General features: G+C 65.7%; 12 protein-coding genes. 6 read left to right on the forward strand and 6 right to left on the reverse strand.

All coding sequences use genetic code 11. The features are described 5' to 3' along the window. The first annotated feature begins 19 nt into the window (after positions 1 to 19). On the forward strand, positions 20 to 1,141 hold the full coding sequence (locus tag OSH05_RS06580) for a GNAT family N-acetyltransferase (RefSeq protein WP_104217007.1): 1,122 nt from the start codon (positions 20 to 22) through the stop codon (positions 1,139 to 1,141). An 8-nt stretch (positions 1,142 to 1,149) separates the two neighbouring features. Here OSH05_RS06580 and OSH05_RS06585 read toward each other — a convergent pair whose 3' ends face one another. The 3 genes from OSH05_RS06585 to OSH05_RS06595 are packed head-to-tail and all read right to left on the reverse strand — an operon-like array spanning position 1,150 to position 4,957. Continuing rightward, positions 1,150 to 2,592 carry a lipopolysaccharide biosynthesis protein gene (locus tag OSH05_RS06585; RefSeq protein WP_104217006.1) on the reverse strand — a complete coding sequence of 481 codons (1,443 nt, stop codon included), beginning with the start codon at positions 2,590 to 2,592 and terminating at the stop codon, positions 1,150 to 1,152. Then, positions 2,586 to 3,884, reverse strand: coding sequence for a VpsF family polysaccharide biosynthesis protein (locus tag OSH05_RS06590; protein WP_104217005.1), 1,299 nt, complete (start codon positions 3,882 to 3,884; stop codon positions 2,586 to 2,588). Before OSH05_RS06590 ends, OSH05_RS06585 begins: the two co-directional genes overlap by 7 nt. Next, complete coding sequence (locus tag OSH05_RS06595) at positions 3,881 to 4,957, reverse strand: acyltransferase family protein (RefSeq protein WP_104217004.1); 1,077 nt, start codon at positions 4,955 to 4,957, stop codon at positions 3,881 to 3,883. Before OSH05_RS06595 ends, OSH05_RS06590 begins: the two co-directional genes overlap by 4 nt. A 361-nt stretch (positions 4,958 to 5,318) precedes the next feature. On the opposite strand from OSH05_RS06595, the gene OSH05_RS06600 reads away from it, so the two are divergent. Together OSH05_RS06600 and OSH05_RS06605 are read left to right on the forward strand one after the other, a co-directional pair. Beyond that, positions 5,319 to 7,478 carry a GumC family protein gene (locus OSH05_RS06600; protein WP_104217003.1) on the forward strand — a complete coding sequence of 720 codons (2,160 nt, stop codon included), beginning with the start codon at positions 5,319 to 5,321 and terminating at the stop codon, positions 7,476 to 7,478. Continuing rightward, positions 7,478 to 8,533 (forward strand): glycosyltransferase, encoded by a 1,056-nt coding sequence (locus OSH05_RS06605; RefSeq protein ID WP_104217002.1) that lies wholly within the window; start codon positions 7,478 to 7,480, stop codon positions 8,531 to 8,533. Before OSH05_RS06600 ends, OSH05_RS06605 begins: the two co-directional genes overlap by 1 nt. Here the strand turns inward: OSH05_RS06605 and OSH05_RS06610 are convergent, their stop codons facing one another. Then, positions 8,534 to 9,619: an endo-1,4-beta-xylanase gene (locus OSH05_RS06610; RefSeq protein ID WP_104217001.1), complete on the reverse strand. Its 1,086-nt coding sequence runs from the start codon at positions 9,617 to 9,619 to the stop codon at positions 8,534 to 8,536. Between the two features lie 276 nt (positions 9,620 to 9,895). Here OSH05_RS06610 and OSH05_RS06615 point away from each other — a divergent pair, with 276 nt between their 5' ends. Together OSH05_RS06615 and OSH05_RS06620 are read left to right on the forward strand one after the other, a co-directional pair. Further along, positions 9,896 to 10,735 (forward strand): WecB/TagA/CpsF family glycosyltransferase, encoded by an 840-nt coding sequence (locus OSH05_RS06615; protein ID WP_266352102.1) that lies wholly within the window; start codon positions 9,896 to 9,898, stop codon positions 10,733 to 10,735. Positions 10,736 to 10,748: 13 nt separating this feature from the next. Continuing rightward, the gene (locus tag OSH05_RS06620; protein ID WP_104217000.1) at positions 10,749 to 11,981 is read left to right on the forward strand and encodes a glycosyltransferase; all 1,233 of its coding nucleotides are present in this window, start codon (positions 10,749 to 10,751) and stop codon (positions 11,979 to 11,981) included. On the opposite strand, the gene OSH05_RS06625 is transcribed toward OSH05_RS06620, so the two are convergent. Next, on the reverse strand, positions 11,973 to 13,049 hold the full coding sequence (locus tag OSH05_RS06625; protein ID WP_165801420.1) for a glycosyltransferase: 1,077 nt from the start codon (positions 13,047 to 13,049) through the stop codon (positions 11,973 to 11,975). The genes OSH05_RS06620 and OSH05_RS06625 overlap by 9 nt on opposite strands. Positions 13,050 to 13,145: 96 nt before the next feature. On the opposite strand from OSH05_RS06625, the gene OSH05_RS06630 reads away from it, so the two are divergent. Continuing rightward, positions 13,146 to 14,606, forward strand: a complete 1,461-nt coding sequence (locus OSH05_RS06630) for a glucosamine inositolphosphorylceramide transferase family protein (protein ID WP_104216998.1) — start codon at positions 13,146 to 13,148, stop codon at positions 14,604 to 14,606. 6 nt (positions 14,607 to 14,612) lie between these two features. Here the strand turns inward: OSH05_RS06630 and OSH05_RS06635 are convergent, their stop codons facing one another. After that, the gene (locus OSH05_RS06635; RefSeq protein WP_104216997.1) at positions 14,613 to 15,224 is read right to left on the reverse strand and encodes a DapH/DapD/GlmU-related protein; all 612 of its coding nucleotides are present in this window, start codon (positions 15,222 to 15,224) and stop codon (positions 14,613 to 14,615) included. Between the last annotated feature and the right edge of the window lie 162 nt (positions 15,225 to 15,386).

Genomic DNA, 15,386 nt, shown 5'->3' on the forward strand with positions numbered 1-15,386 from the left:
CCGCTTGGGAGGTTCCGCCATGGCGGCTGAAACAGGCGCATGGCGCATCACCGTGCACCATGATTGGCGCGAGGCCGCCGAACTCTGGCGGCCTCTTCTCGCTTTGCATCAGGCAACTCCGTTCCAGACCGAGGCCTGGCTATCTCGCTGGTATGGCGAGGTCGCCCCGGCGAAAGGGGCGGAGCCGTTGCTCGTTCATGCCACGGACGCCTCCGGCGTCGCGGCGTTGGCGCTGCCGCTCATCCGCCTGCCCGGCCGGCTGCGCAGGATCGAATTCGCCGACCTCGGCATCACCGACTACAACGCGCCGCTGCTCGGACCGGCGGCCCCCCGCGATGCGGCTTCGGCGAAACGCCTCTGGGCCGCGGTCCGTGCCGCCCTGCCCGCTGCCGACCTTTTCCGCGCCGACAAGCTGCCGCTGACCATCGACGGCTCTTTCAATCCGCTCCTCCTCGCGCTCGGCGGCAGGGAGTCGAACCTCTTCGGCAACATCATCCGGATCGACACGGATTGGGAAGGTTGGCTGCGCGGGCTCGAAAAGCACAATCGCAAGGAACTCGGCCGCTTCTGGCGCGTCTTCACGCGTGACGAACGCGCCCGTTTCACCATCGCCGTGAGCCGCGACGAGGCGCTCCATCTCTACCGTCTCTTGGAGATCCAGCAGGGCGAGCGCATGCGCGAACTCGGCCAGCCCTATTTCCTCGACCAGCCGGACTTCTCGGCTTTCTACCGCGACCTCGTCGCTGCAGGGATCGAAGACGGCACGGCCTTCCTCTCCGCCCTCACCGCCGGCGATGAACTCGTCGCCGGACTGATCGGCGTTGCGAAGGGCGATCACTACGCCATGGTGCGGATCAGCACGGGAACAGGCGAATGGGCTAACTGTTCGCCCGGCCGACTCGTCATCGAACGCACTATGGAGGCGCTGTTCCGCCGGGGCTTCCGCAGCTTTGATTTCACCATCGGCGACTATGCCTATAAGCGCGGCTTCGAAGTCGCCCGCATCCCGCTTGCCATGGTCGAGGAACCGCTGTCGTGGCGGGCATGGCCCAGGGTCGGTTATTCCAGCGCCAAGACCTATGTGAAGCGCCACCCCGCGATTGCCCGCCTCGTCCGCCGGGCATTTCGCCGCGCCGCCTGAAGCGCCCGCTACACGGAAACGGCGCGGCCCGCGAGTCGGCGGCCGAGGATCGCCCGGACTTCGCCGGCATAGGCAAGTGCGATCGCCGCCGCATAAACCGCCATGCCGATCAGGATGGTCAGCACCAGCCCGACAATCGTCGTCGCGGCCGGCAGCAGCAGGAGGGCGCCGGTCATCGCCGCCGTCGAGGCCAGCACCTTACCGAGGTCGAGCAGCGGTAGGGTGAAGTCCATCCGCCGGGCCAGAGCGAGGCTCACCAGGGTCGCCAGCGCCGAACCGGTCGCATTGCCGATGACGCCGCCGACCGGTCCGTGGAAGACAAGTCCGATGACTGTGAAGGCGATCGTGGCGGCGATTTCGACGACGTCGACGATCGCGGCATAGCCAATCCGTCGCTCCAGCACGAAGAGCTGGTCGGTGACGTGGACATGCAGGAAGCGCAACGCGCCGGCCATCGCCGAAAGGCCGAGAATTGCCCGCGTCGTCTCCCGGTAGGGTTCGGCGATCAGAAGATCCGTCGCCGCCCCTCCCACGATCATAAGGCCCGCGACCGTCGGCGCCAGGACGCCAATCAGCAGCGCCGCATTGCTGGAGAGCTGCGCCATCGCCTCGCTGCGCCGACCGTCGTTCAGAAGGCGCGCGGCGATCGGGAAGGCCGCGGCGGCGACCAGCATGCTGCCAAACGAGGCGCAGCGCCGGCCGAGACCCCAGCCCACCGCCATCAGGCCGAAGGCCGCCGCGCCGGACATGTGTTCGACGATGTAGCGGAAATTGTTCTCGGCGACCCAGCCAAGCCCGAACAGCATCAGGATCGGCCCGCCATAGCTGACGGCATGGCGAATGAATTCGCCATGGATGCGCTTCGGGACGATGGAGACGCCGATCATCGGCGCGGCGATCAACGTGGCGACCGCCTGCGCGATGCCATAGCCGAGCAGAAGCATTTCGGCCGTCGGGGCGACGGTTTCCAAGAGCAGGAGACCGAGGCCGAAGCCGAGCACCGGGCCGCCGACCTGAAGAACCGTATAGGCCAGGATGTTGGACTGCGCCCGCGCACGCTCCGAATAATGAGCGTTCGTGCCCCGGCTGGCGAAGAACAGCCCGACGATGCCGATGCTGGCGATCGAGAACGTGCCGGCTCCGAAGATCGCGACCGAACCGGCAGCGGCGAGGAGGCTCAGCGGCAGCGACAGCGCGACCACCGCCGCCTCGGTGTGGAGATAATCGGCGCGCTCGCGCTTGCCCCGCTCGAACGGCATGAAGCGCAGCGCATAGATCGAGAACCAGGAGAGCGTCAGCAAATTGACGAATTCCTGCGTTGCCGTGACGAGGACGAAGGAACCCATCTCGTGCGGCGGCAACCAATAGGTCCACACCACCATGGAGAGAAGCTGGAAGGCGGGCGAGAGAACCTGCGCCGGCAAATAGCGCAGCGTCTGGCGGATCAGCATGGTCGCAGCGCTCCCGGCGCGGATGGCAGGAAGCGCCGCCCAAGGAAGAGCAGCAGCATCGCCGTGATCATGGCGAGGTCGATCGTCTTGTTGGCGATGCCGGTCGAGGTCGACGAGACGGCGAAATAATAGCCGAGCGGCAGCAGCGCCGAGATGCCGACGGCCCGTACGATCTCGGCCGAAAAGGCGAACAAGCCCAAGAAGAAGAGGATCGTGGTCACCGCGCCGTAATAGGCGAAGAAGGCGACTACGAAGCTCTCGATCGCGATAGCCAGATCGAGTCGTTGCTGATTGGCGGCGATGTGCTTGAGGTCGGGCGCGAAGAGATAGTCGTGCCAGCTTGTGCCGTCGAAGACGTGGAACATAGCGACGCGGGTGTCGGCGCTGCCATAGTCGTTCTGGAAGCGATCGAGGAAGCTGTCGAGAAAGCCGCCGAGGATGGCGAGCGTGCCGAGCGTGCCCACCAGCGTCACCGCGACCGTGATGGTGAGCACGGCACGACGCGAAAAGCGCCGTCCCGAAAGCGCGCCGAGCCCGGCGAAGGCGGCCCTCGCCGCGAGCAGGCCAAGCACGACAACCGTCGCGGCGCGGCCACCGAACGCCGCCATCGCCCCGATATTGAAGACGATCAGGAAGGCGCGCAGGCGGATGTCGAACCGCCGCCCACCGCGACCTGACAGCACCAGCAGATAGACGCCCGTCATGAGGGCGTTGGAGAGCGGGTGGCCGAACAAGGCCGTCGCCCGCCAGTCATAGGTGATGATCTCGGTGCCCTGGAAATAGGGCGTCAGGCGCAGGCCGGTGACATATTCGAAATAGCCGATGGCCGAATTGGCGAAGAAGATCACATGCAGCCACGTCGCCAGCCGGCTGCCGGCACGGTCGGACAGCGCGGTGATCGAGATAAACAGCGCCAGCGGCATGACGAAGGTGTCGGCGATCGCCGACAGGGGCAGCTTCTGGACGACGACGGCCTGGAAGAAGAGCAGCAGGATGGCGAAGGCGAAGGCGACGAGGCCGGGCCGCCCGATCGCCGTGCCGGCGAGGAGACGACCCGGCCCGACGGCCGCCACGGTAAGGGCCAGCGCGGCAAGCGACAGGAAGGTCGCCGGGTGGAACTTGGCCAGCGCCGAGCCGCCGCTGACCGAATAGGGCAGCCCAATCCATTGCAGGACCTTGGACGAAACGAGGAACAGCACGAGCACAGCCAGCGTCGTCATGGCGGCCGCCAGATCCGAGAGGGTTGGCAGGGCGACCCTGAAGCCGGGTTCTCCAATCGCGCGCAGGCTCATCGCGAGGCCATCTTGATCTTAAGCCGCGGCTCGGCCCGACCCGCATCACCTTTCAGCTCGATGCCGAGCAGCAGCAGCGCGGTGGCGCGGTGGCGGATGAAGAGATGATGCAGCAAGATCGGCAGGCCGATACCGGCGGCGAGCGCGAGCAAGAAGAAGACGCCGCGCGGCGTATCGGGATAGTGAGCCAGGATGATGCGGCGAAGGCCGGCCGTGGCGAAGACGTGGAACAGATAGATCGAATAGGAATAGACGCCGATCCATTCGAGCCAACGGCTGCGGATCCTCACGAAGAAGAGCAGCAGGCAGACTGTAAGGCCGAGCGCGAGGCCGGCTGCCGATTGGCGGCTGAAATCGACGGCAATGCGCTGCTCGACGCTCAATATGTCGAGGACGAACAGCCCGGAAAAGACGATCCCGAGCCCGACAACCGCTGCCGTCCTGCGTCCCGGATCATCGCCGATGCTGCGGTCGAGCGAGACAAGGCGGATCAGGTGGCCGAGCAGAAAATAGGGAATCAGGTAAATCGCCGAGCCGAGAGCGAAGATGTCCGGATCGAAGGTCAGGGCGAGCAGGAAGACGAAGACCGAAACGGGTAGCAGCGCGCCCAGAACCTGAACGCGGTAAGGGCCTGCAAAAAGCGCGACAGCCAGCAGGAACGTCATGATCAGCAGCGTCGCCTGAAGATACCAATAATGCTCATAGGGAAGGACGTAGATCTTCCAGAGCGGAATCTGGCCGGACCCAGCCGCCGTGTAGCCAAGGCTGACATAGAAGAGGGTCGAGACAACGATGAAGGGGATGCCGATCCGCCGCAATTTGCGCAGCCAGGCGACCAAGAAGTCCGAAGCGCCGTCGATCGCGGTGGAGAACACATAGCCGGAAATGAACGAGAAGAGCGGCATGCGGACATGCATGAATATCTCGGTGAACAGCCGCCAGCCGCTGGAATCCGCAACATGCATGCCGTGATCCACATCGTTGCCGATGACGTGATAGGCGACGAGCAACACGCAGGCGAGGCCACGCAGAGCTTCCACATGGCGGGCCCTGGCCGAATTTCCGCTTCCCATTCTTGCGATCTTCCGCTCCAGCACCCCTTCGATCGCCCCAGCGCAATCCTATAGTCCTCCACGAAGGTGCCGACCAGAAAACCGGCCAATCTCAATCAAATTGTATCGATTATGTTGAACGACTTGTCGTTCTGGTGGTAGAAAATCTATAGTTACCAGAAATAAATACTTAACTATAAAGAAATCGACAACGTCTCTAGCGTTTTTCTTGGTTAATCAAGTGTTAATAAGTGGTAACATACGATCCGCGCTGCTGATAAACATCGTTTAGGGATCGTTAATGCCAATCGGGCCATAGTCGCTATGGGTCGTCCGCTGGTTCGGCCGACGCAATCGCAACGCTCTTGCCCAACGGAACGAGATGGTGGCCACGCTGTCAGGCGCGCTCGATCGGAGACTGCTTTCGGTCGGCGGGCCGATGGCGGCCGACGCGCCCTCGGACATGGTCGATCTCGGCGTCGTCTTCGGCCTGCTGCTGCGGCGCTGGTGGATTATCGCGCTCGTCGTCGCCGTCTTCCTGGGCGGTGGCCTCGCCTATGTCGCCGTCGCCACGAAGATCTACAGCGCCACGACGCGCGTGCTGCTCGACCCGCGCGACAAGCAGATCGTGGGAACCGACCTGACCGGCCCGTCGCAGGGAACGCCAGCCGGATGGATCGAGACGCAGGTCGACCTCGTCACCGCCTTTGCAACGCTCAAGAATGTCGTGCTCGACGAGAACCTGATCGACGATCCCGAGTTCGGCGGAACCGGCCAGCCCGCGGATCTCGACGCGGTGGTGCGCTCGCTGGCAGAGCATGTGCGCGCCGAACGCACGGCGGATACCTATGTCGTCGATGTGATCGTCTCCTCCGTCTCGGCGCAGAAGGCGGCGCGGCTCTCGCTCGCCGTGGCCGAGGCCTTCATCCAGAGCTCGACGGAAGCGAAACAGAACACGGCGCGGCAGGCGAACGATCTCATCTTGCGGCAGGTCGACGACCTGAAGGCGAAGGCCCGCGAGGCGGACCAGCGCGTGCAGCGTTATCGCGAGGAGCACGGCCTCATCCAGATCGACGGCAAGCCGGTGGACGAGCAGACGCTGGCCCAGTTGAACGAGGCGAACAATGCGGCGCGGCTGAAGGCCGACCAGTCCGAAGAGCGCTGGAGCAAGATCGACGCCCTGTCCCGGACTGGCGGCAATGATTTTGGAGCCGCACTCGACAATGTCGATTCCGGCGTGCTTGGCCGGTTGAAGCTGGAACTCGCCATCGTCCAGAAGCAGCAGGCGGAACTCGCCGACACGCTCGGAAGCCGTCATCCGAAGATGACGGCGCTCAACGCCGAAGTCGAGCGCACGCGCGGGCTGATCGTCCAGGAGCTGAAGAATCTCTCCGCCCGTGCCAAGATCGACGCCGATCTGGCGCGGTCCCAGGCGGCGGCCACGGCGACGGCGCTCGCCAGGGCGACGCAGCAGGTCAATGACAGCAGCCAGGCGAGTGTCGAGCTGCGGGAACTGGAAGGAGACGCCGCGATCCGGCGCGACGTCTACAAGGCGTTCGTGTCGCGCGCGCAGGAGACCGGTCTCCAGGAGAATTTGCAGGTTCCTGACGTGCGGGTCATCTCGCCGGCGCAGGTCCCGCTCGTCGCCGCCCAGCCGAAGAAATCCGTCATCCTCGCTCTCTCCCTGATCGGCGGCCTCGGCTGCGGCATCTCACTGGCGCTCTATCTCGGCCGGCCGCGCCGCAGCGAAGCACCTGATATCCCGCCGGAGCGGATCGAGAAGGTGCTTTCGCCGTCGCCCCCCGAAACACTGCCGGCTGCCGAAATCATCGCGATCCTGCCCGTGCCGGCGCCGCTGGCCGGCGGCGCGCATTTGACGCCCGCGGAAGCCGCGGATGGAATGGCCGACTTCGCCGAAGGCGCCGCCGATGCGATGGATGCCCTTCTCGCCCGCCTGACCCAGCCGCAGGAGACGGATGGCCCCGTGGTGCGGCTGCTGTTCGGCACGGCCGCGCCAGGCGCCATCGCCTCCATCGCCGCAGGCCTCGCCGGAGCGGTCGCCCGCGACGGGGCCGAAACGCTTCTGGTCGATGCCAATGCCGGGGCGATCAATGCGGGAACAGCGTTGATCGGCCCCGATGTCCTTGGCGTTCTCGACGTCGAGCTCGACGGCGTTCCGACCGGGAATATCGGCGCAAGGCTCGCCGGAACGTCGGTCGTTCTCCTGCCGGCCGCCAGCGCCGATCTCCGCCACAAGATCGCGGCGCATGGCGAGCGCCTTGCCGAGACGGTCGAGGATGTCGCCGATGGCTTCGCCCATATCGTCATCGACCTCGGCGCCGCCTGCCCGCCCGAATTGTTCCAGGCGCTGTCGCCCCTCGCCGACGACGTGCTGATGGTCGTCGATGCGGCCGAGGCTGGGCGCGAGGATATTCTGAGCATGTTCGACGATTTGCAGGCCCTGGTGCCGAACCTTCGCGGCATGATCGCCGTACGCGCGGTCCCCGTCGCCGTTGCCGATTCGGTCCGGACGCGCGGCTGATGCCGGTGCCGCGGATCTATGTCGACGAAAGCCACCTCGGCCGTCATGTGACCGGGCTGGAGCGGATCACTCTGGAACTCTTCTCCGCCGAGGCGCTGGCACCCTTGCCGGTCGAGTCGATCCGGGCCGCTGGCCTGGCCGGCATGATCGCCGCGCAGACCATGACCCTGCCAATGCGCCTCCTCGCGAACCGCCGCGCCCTTGCGCTCTGTCCCGGCTTTCCGCCGTCGCAGCCGCTGACGCTCTTCGGCGACCGCGTCATCCCCTATGTCCACGACAGCTTCCTGCTGACGCGGCCGCAGGATCTGAACTGGCGCGCCCGCGCCTATATGGCACCGGCCTTCGCCTTCGCGCTGAAGCGGCTGCCCTGGCTGCTGGTCAATTCGGAGACGACGCGAGCCGATATCGCGCGTTTTGCACGGCCCGATGCCGAGATTACGCTCTATCGTCCGCAGATCCGCGACATTTTCGGGATTTCCCACCTCGCCGCGGAACGGCCGACGCCGTATGCGAGCGAGACGCTCCGCCTCATCGCCATCGGAACCGTCGAGCCGCGGAAAGACCTCGCCGCCGCCGCCGCGATCGTGGCGGCATTGAATGCGGCCGGTCGCCCGGCACATCTCGACATTGTCGGTCGCTTCGGCTGGGGCGAGGAGATCGAGACGTTGAAGCGGGCGCCGAACGTGACGCTGCATGGCTATCTCGAGCCGGACCTGGTCCGCGAGCGGATTGCCGGCGCGCATATGATGATCTCGACCTCGAAGGATGAAGGCCTCGGCCTGACATTGCTGGAGGTCCAGCATGGCGGGCTCGATGTCGTGGCGACGGACATGCCGGTGTTCCGCGAGGTTCTGGGCGCTTCCGGACTGCTGGTCGATCCGGCGCGCCCGGCCGATGCGGCGGCTGCAATCCTCGCTCGCCTCGCGACACCTGATGCACTGAAAGACGCCGCTCGGCTGGCGCTAGCCAATGTGGCGCGCTGGAACGAGACCGCCGGCCGCGACCGCGCGACGCTGGTCGATCGCCTTTCGCGACGCCTGTCCGAGAGAGGCTGATCAGGCCCGCCGGCTGCCGAATGCCGCCAGCATGGCGTCGCGCGCCGGCTTCGGCTGCAGATGGTCATTGAAGGGGAGCGGGCGCGGCAATCGCGAGGCGCTCGGATGGGCTTCGAGCTCGCCGTGATAGTACCAGCTTGCCGAATCGGCGAGTTGCCAGGTGATCACCATCTTGACGGCCGGAACCACGAGAACGGCACTCAGAAAATCGCGATAGCGCGCGGCAACCATCGCATCGCGGGCCGCCACATCACGGGGGAAGCGCGCATCGTCGATGTCCAGCTCGGTGATGTAGATGTCGACCCGCCGCGTTGCGAGTTCGGCGACGAAATCGGAGAACCCGTTGTCATCATAGGGATATTGCGGCAGCATATGCCCCTGCAGGCCGACGACGTCGAGCCGCACGCCGCGATCCTGCAGCCGATCGACCAGCTTCAGGAGCCCGGCCCGTATCGCCGCGCCGGTCTCGTCCCAGCGCTCGGTCATCGCTTCATTCAGGACGAGGCGCACATTCGGATCGGCGGCTGCCGTGCGGCGGAAGGCGCGCTCGACATAGCCCTCGCCGAACGCTTCCAGCCACGGCCCATCGCGGAAGCCGCCGGGAAGCCCGTGGCCCGGCCAGAACGGCTCATTGACCACGTCCCAGGAATGCAGCTTTCCGGCGTAATAGCCGACCGTCTCGTCGACGTGTCGGTCGAGCGCCTTGCGCTTCTCGGCCGTAGAGAGCGCCATCAGCCAATCCGGGCGGCTCTCGTTCCAGGCCAGCGTATGGCCGCGTACGGGGATGGGGCCCGCAAAGGCGAGGATGGCATCGGCATCGGCGGTCAGGAACTGATCGGCCTCGGGCCGCAACGCGCCGAACTTCAGGGCATAGTCGACGGTGAAGATCCCGGCCTCGCGCCGGTAGAGTGTCGCCTGCGCCGGATCCGCCAGCGTGTCGGCGGCGATGGACGTTCCAAAGACAATCCCTGCGCCACGCGCCGCTTCGGAGAGCGTCGGTTCCGCCCGGGCCTGCGCCGGTCCGGCAAGCACGGTCGCGGCCGAGCCGGCCAGCAAGGCGAGTGTCTCACGGCGGGACGGTTTCATTCGGATTACCCTCGGCAGCTCCCCGGCAGCAATTCACAGCACCAGAGGCCAACGACTCATAGATCGAAGGTTCACATAAATCACCGGCGCCAGATCGCAATTGTCGAGACTTAGTTAATCTATCATCAACCATGTGAACGTTGATATTAAAGACGAAATCCGCTCGCTGTTCTTTTTGTAGCTCTCATCGTTAACGACGAAACGATCCAATTTTAATCTATTCTTGCCCCAAGGGTGCGTTTGCGGTTTGACGGCAGGCGAACCAGGGCGCGAGCCATGTATGACATTCTTTCGCTCGACGATGACGATGCCCGCCTCGACCTCGTGCGCATGGCGGAGGGCCGCGTGAACATCCGCGACCAGCAGGAGCTGGTGCGCCGGATCATTGCCGATTGCCGGGCCGGCCAGGGCGGCACCGTTTTCACGCTCAATCTCGATCATCTCGTCAAGCTGCGCGACCATCTGCATTTCCGCGCCGCCTATCAGCGCGCTACCTATGTTTCCGCGGACGGGGCGCCGGTCGTGGTAATGGCCAAGGACCTCGGCGAGCCGGTCGAGCGCGTGACCGGCGCCGATCTGGTGGCACCGCTTTGCCATGCCGCCGCCGCCGCAGGCGTTCCCGTGTTTCTGTTTGGAACGGGCGACTTCATTCGCGACAAGGCCGCCGAGCATCTGTTGGCCGAGAGCCCGAATCTCATCATCGCCGGATCGGAATCACCGCCCCTGGGCTTCGATCCGACCGGGACTGCCGCGCGGGAAGCAGCGGAGCGAATCTCAGCCTCCGGCGCGCAGATCTGCTTTCTGGCGCTCGGTGCGCCGAAGCAGGAACTCTTCGCCAACATGGCCGTCTGCCGTTCGCCCAATGTTATGTTCGTCTGCGTCGGCGCGGCACTGGATTTCATCGCCGGTGCCAACCGGCGCGCGCCCTCGCTCTGGCAGAGGGCCGGCTTCGAATGGGCGTGGCGGGTGTTGCAGGAGCCTCGCCGGCTGACGGCACGCTACACGCGCTCGCTGCTCTATTATTTCCGCTATCGCTTGCGCGGCGGCGACGACCGCATGCTTCGCGTCGAGCGCCGACGCAAGCAAGACGCCCCCTCGCCGATCCGCCACCTCTGAGACAGGCTCCGGCATGACCCATCGCCTGACGCTCCTGCACCCGATCGATCCGCGCGGCTCCAAGGTCGGCGGAATCGAGACGCATGTGAGGCTCATGTATGAGCGCCACCCGGCCGATTTTTCGGTGCTTCTGGTCGGGATCGATGAGCGCGGCGATCTCGAACTCGGCAAGCCGATTCGCCTTGCCGTGGGCGAGCGGACGATCGATTTCCTGCCCGTCGCCCATGTTCCAGACGCCGAGATCCACAGCGCCGCCAAGAGGCTGACCCAGTCGGTGACCCTGCGCTTCGCGCTCGGCGCGCTTCGCCATATCCGTGCCATCCGCCGCCTCGGCGAGGGTCCCAATGCCACGACCGAATTGCAGCGCTTCGAACTCGGCCTGCTCGGCCGGCTGATCGGGCGGCCGGTGGTGCAGATCGTTCATGGCGAGGGCAGCCGCAAAGACCGGATGGATTCGCTGATCCGCCGCTTCTGGTATGTAAACCTCCTGAACGAGCGCATCGCGCTGTCGCTCGCCAGCCGGATCGTCTGCGTCAACGGCAATATCATCGAGCGCTTCCGCCGGATTGCGCCGCATTTCGTCCGCAAATCGGAGCTGTTGACCGTCTCGGTCGACATGGACCGTTTCGAGGCCGCGCCGTTTCCGCCCACGGACATCTTCCGCATTGCCTTCGCCGGTCGGCTCGACGCCTTTAAGGATCCGCCGCTGATGTTCGAGACCATGCGGCGCCTCCATGCGGCCTTGGGCGGGCGCTTCGTTTTCGATTATGTCGGCACCAGCGATCCGCATCGCTATGCGGAATTTGCCGCCATCAAGCCGTTCACGGTTCGTCACGGCTTCCAGGACGCGGCCGGCGTCGCGGCCATCCTGCGCGGCGCTCATGCGGGCATATTGACGTCGTTCTTCGAAGGCATGCCCTGCTACCTGCTCGAGACGCTTTCCAGCGGCCGTCCCATGGGCGCCATCCGCCTGCCGCAGTTCGATCCACTTGTCGTGGATGGCGAAAGCGGTTTCCTGATCGAGCGTGGCGAGGCGGGCGACGATACGGCGAGCCGCCTCACCGAGCATTTCCTGGCACTGTTTCGAGCCATCGCGGCGGGACAGCTCGACCCCGCCATGATCCGCCGGAAGGCCGTTCCCTATTCGACCGCCGTGCAGATGCCGCGCCTGTTCGAGCGGCATCGCAGCCTCGCGGCCGGCGACCGCGGCGACGGCAAGCTCGCTGGCAACGGACGGCTAGCCTGAGGCCCTTTCAGTGGCGATCTCGTCCAGCAGCTCCAACCACGCCTTGAACCCCGCCTCGACCGAAAACGTCTTGGCCCTTTCTATGCGCGGAGCAGGATCTCCCGGATCGCCGAGCGCCGCGTCGATCGCGGCTGCCATGGCATCCACATCTCCCACTGGCACGATGCGGCCATAACGGCCGGCGTCCAGGATCTCCCGCGGCCCATCGCAGTCCGTCGCCACCAGCGGCAGACCAGCGGACAGGGCCTCCGCGGCGACCAGTCCGAAGGCCTCCGAGCGGGAAGGGATGACGCAGAGCCGGGCGACCGCGTAGAGCGAGGCGGGTACGACGAAGCCGACGAGGCGGACGCGATCCGAAAGCCCCCGCGCCTTGATCCGGGCCTGAAGCGCATCCCGGTCCACGCCCTTGCCGGCGATGCTGAGCGTCGCGCCCTCGGTCTTCACCTTGGCGAAGGCGTCGATCAGGACATCGAAGCCCTTGTCGGGGGAGAGGCGGCCGAGAGCGACCACATGCGGCGGACGGGCGTCAAGCGCGGCGCGGCTCGCCACCGGCGTTTGCGAGGGAACGGGATTGTAGATGCGCTCGGTCTTGGCCGGATCGGCATGCCAATCCTTGATCATGGTCCGCTTCAGCCCGTCGGAGACGCAGACAATCCGGCTCGCCGAGCGGCTCAGAAGCGGCAGGCCGTAGAGCGCGGCGGCCGAGAGCTTGCCGGTCTTGTGCTCCAGCAGACCGTGCACGGAGAAGACCAGCGGCGTAGCGGTTCGCGCCAGCCTGTTGGCGGCGGCGAGCTTCAGCGCATTGGCAGCGATGGCAGAGAGCGCCGCGTCCGGCTGGATCTCTCGTAGAAGCCTGGCAACGCCGCGCACGCCCTCGACTGCGCCGGTGCCGACGATCTCGACACGCAGTCTCTCGCTAGGTGGCACGGCCGGTTCGCCGCGCTCGTCGAGGGCGAGCACGACCTCGTCACCGCGCTCGGCGAAGAGCGAGGCGAGCAGGGCCCAGACCGGCTCCGCGCCGCCGCCGGAGAAGGAGCGCGTGTAGAAGAGATACTTACGTTTTGCCAATAGGCTCGATCCCCGATGGCGGCGGACACGCCGTCGTACGGGCCATCCTGACGCCAAGCCGTAAAGCCGGCGCTAACCGAACGGAAATCTGACGCCATGCTGATCGAGGTGAGGCTCGACCCGGACGCGCTTCGCCTCTGGCAGCACCATCTGATCGCCGAACTGGCGGTGCTGCCCGGCGTGGCGATCTGCCTAACCTTGTCGCCGGGCCGCATCTCCTGGCCGCGCGGCATGGAAACGCTTCTGGCGCTCGAAGATCGGATCGGGGGGCGTCCGGCGGACCGCGCGAGCGAGAGGGTCACGTTCGACACGATGCGCCCGCTGGCCCGCGGATCCGGAACGGCGGATCTCGTAGTCGATCTGGCCGGCGGCTCCGCCAAGGCTGGAGATCCTCCCGTCCTCGAACTTCTCTGCGACGCCCTGCCCTTCGAGACGGGTGCGATCGCGGCGGTTCTTTCCGGCCGCCACGCCCTGTTCGAGACGCAACTCGTCGAGGATGGCTCCGCGACCGTCCTGTCGCGCTGGCGACCGGCGACCGAAACGCCGAACCGCGCTGGTTCGGCGCTGGACATGCTGTTCGGGCGCGCGGCCGACATGCTTGTCCAGGAGGTGACTCGCCTTCGGAAGGGCCGCCCTCCGGCTTTGCCACCCTCCCCGGCGCCGTCCGTCCGTCGCGGTTCGCCGGCAGCGTTCTTCATCCGCTCGCTCGAAGGCCGCATCCGCGCAAAGCTCGCCCGCCAGCTTGGGCAAGCGCCGGACTGGCATGTCGCCCTGCGACGGCGTGTCGGAGGCGACGGCCTGCCAGACCTTGGACCGAACGGCTTCCAACGCTTGTCCGATGACGGACAGCGCTTCTATGCCGACCCCTTCCTGTTCGAGGCCAGCGGCGAGACGTTCCTGTTCGTCGAAGAGTTCCCCTATACGACGCAGAAGGGCATCCTTTCCGTCGCGAAGGTCGCGGCCGATGGCAGCATGTCGAAGCCGCAGCCGGTCCTCGAAGGCCCCGACCATCTCTCCTATCCCTTCGTTTTCGCGGCCGAGGGTGCGATCTGGATGATCCCCGAAACCTCGGGAAGGCGCACGGTCGAACTCTACCGCGCCGATCGATTCCCGGATCGCTGGACGCTGCATCAGGTGCTGATCGACAACGCCGATCTGGCCGACGCGACGCTGCTTCGGAAGGATGGCAAATGGTGGCTTTTCGCGGCCTCCAGGGCGCGCTGGACCTCAAGCTGGGACGCGCTGTCGCTGTACCGGGCCGAACACCTCACCGGACCGTGGCACCCGCATCCGGGCAATCCGATCCAGGTGGATCTCGCCTCGTCGCGGCCGGGCGGGCGCATCCTGGACATCGGCGGCCGGCTCATCCGCCCGGCGCAGGATTGCGCCGGTGGCTATGGCGCGCGGCTTGCCTTTGCCGAGATCAACCAGTTGGATGAGGACGGCTTTCAGCAGCGAATCGTCGAGGTCGCGCGGCCCTGGCGCTCCAATAGCGGCCTGCACAGCTATGATCGGACGCGTGCCTTCGAAGTCATCGATCTGTTTGGACCGCGCTGAGCGACCTTAGCTCTCATATTTCTCGAGGAAGGCTTCGATCGGCAGCGCGCGGAAATCCGGCAGAGCGGTCCGGAGCCGCTCATGCTCCCAATCCCACCATGCGAGCGCCTGCAGCCGGTCGGCAACGGAAACGGGAAAGCGGCGCTTCACCGTCTTCGCCGCGACGCCAACGGCGATCTCATAGGGTCCGACATCCTTCGACACTACGGCACCGGCGCCGATGATCGCGCCATCGCCGATCGAGACGCCGGCCAAAACGACGACCCCATGGCCGATCCAGACGTCATGGCCGATCGTTACACGGCTTGAGCGACGCCAGTCGAAGAACGCCGGCTCGTCGGGTTCGCCGTCGAAATAATACGAGGCGCGATAGGTAAAATGCGATTGGGTAGCCCGCCAGTGCGGATGGTTGCCGGGGTTGAGGCGCACCTGCGCGGCGATCGACGCGAACTTGCCGATCGCGCTGTAGATCACGTCGCCATCCTCGGAGATGTAGGAATAGTCGCCCATTGTGGTCTCGGCGATCTTGGTGCGCGCCCCGATCTCGGTATAGCGCCCGAGATGACAGTCGCGGAGGCTCGCCGTCGGATGGACAGTCGGGCTCGGGCCGAGGCGCATGACGAAGTCTCCGCAGGCTTGGATGGCGTGCGGACAAGGTGGAGAAATTCCATGACGCGTCCATGACAAAGCCGGCGAACCAACAAAGTCAAAAGATGCCGACGGCTTATGGCTTCGTCCACAGGCAAAGAACTCTGTCACAATAGATTTGCATCCACTGAG

Origin of the sequence: Kaistia algarum, assembly GCF_026343945.1 — a bacterium.
GTDB classification, from domain to species: Bacteria; Pseudomonadota; Alphaproteobacteria; order Rhizobiales; family Kaistiaceae; genus Kaistia; species Kaistia algarum.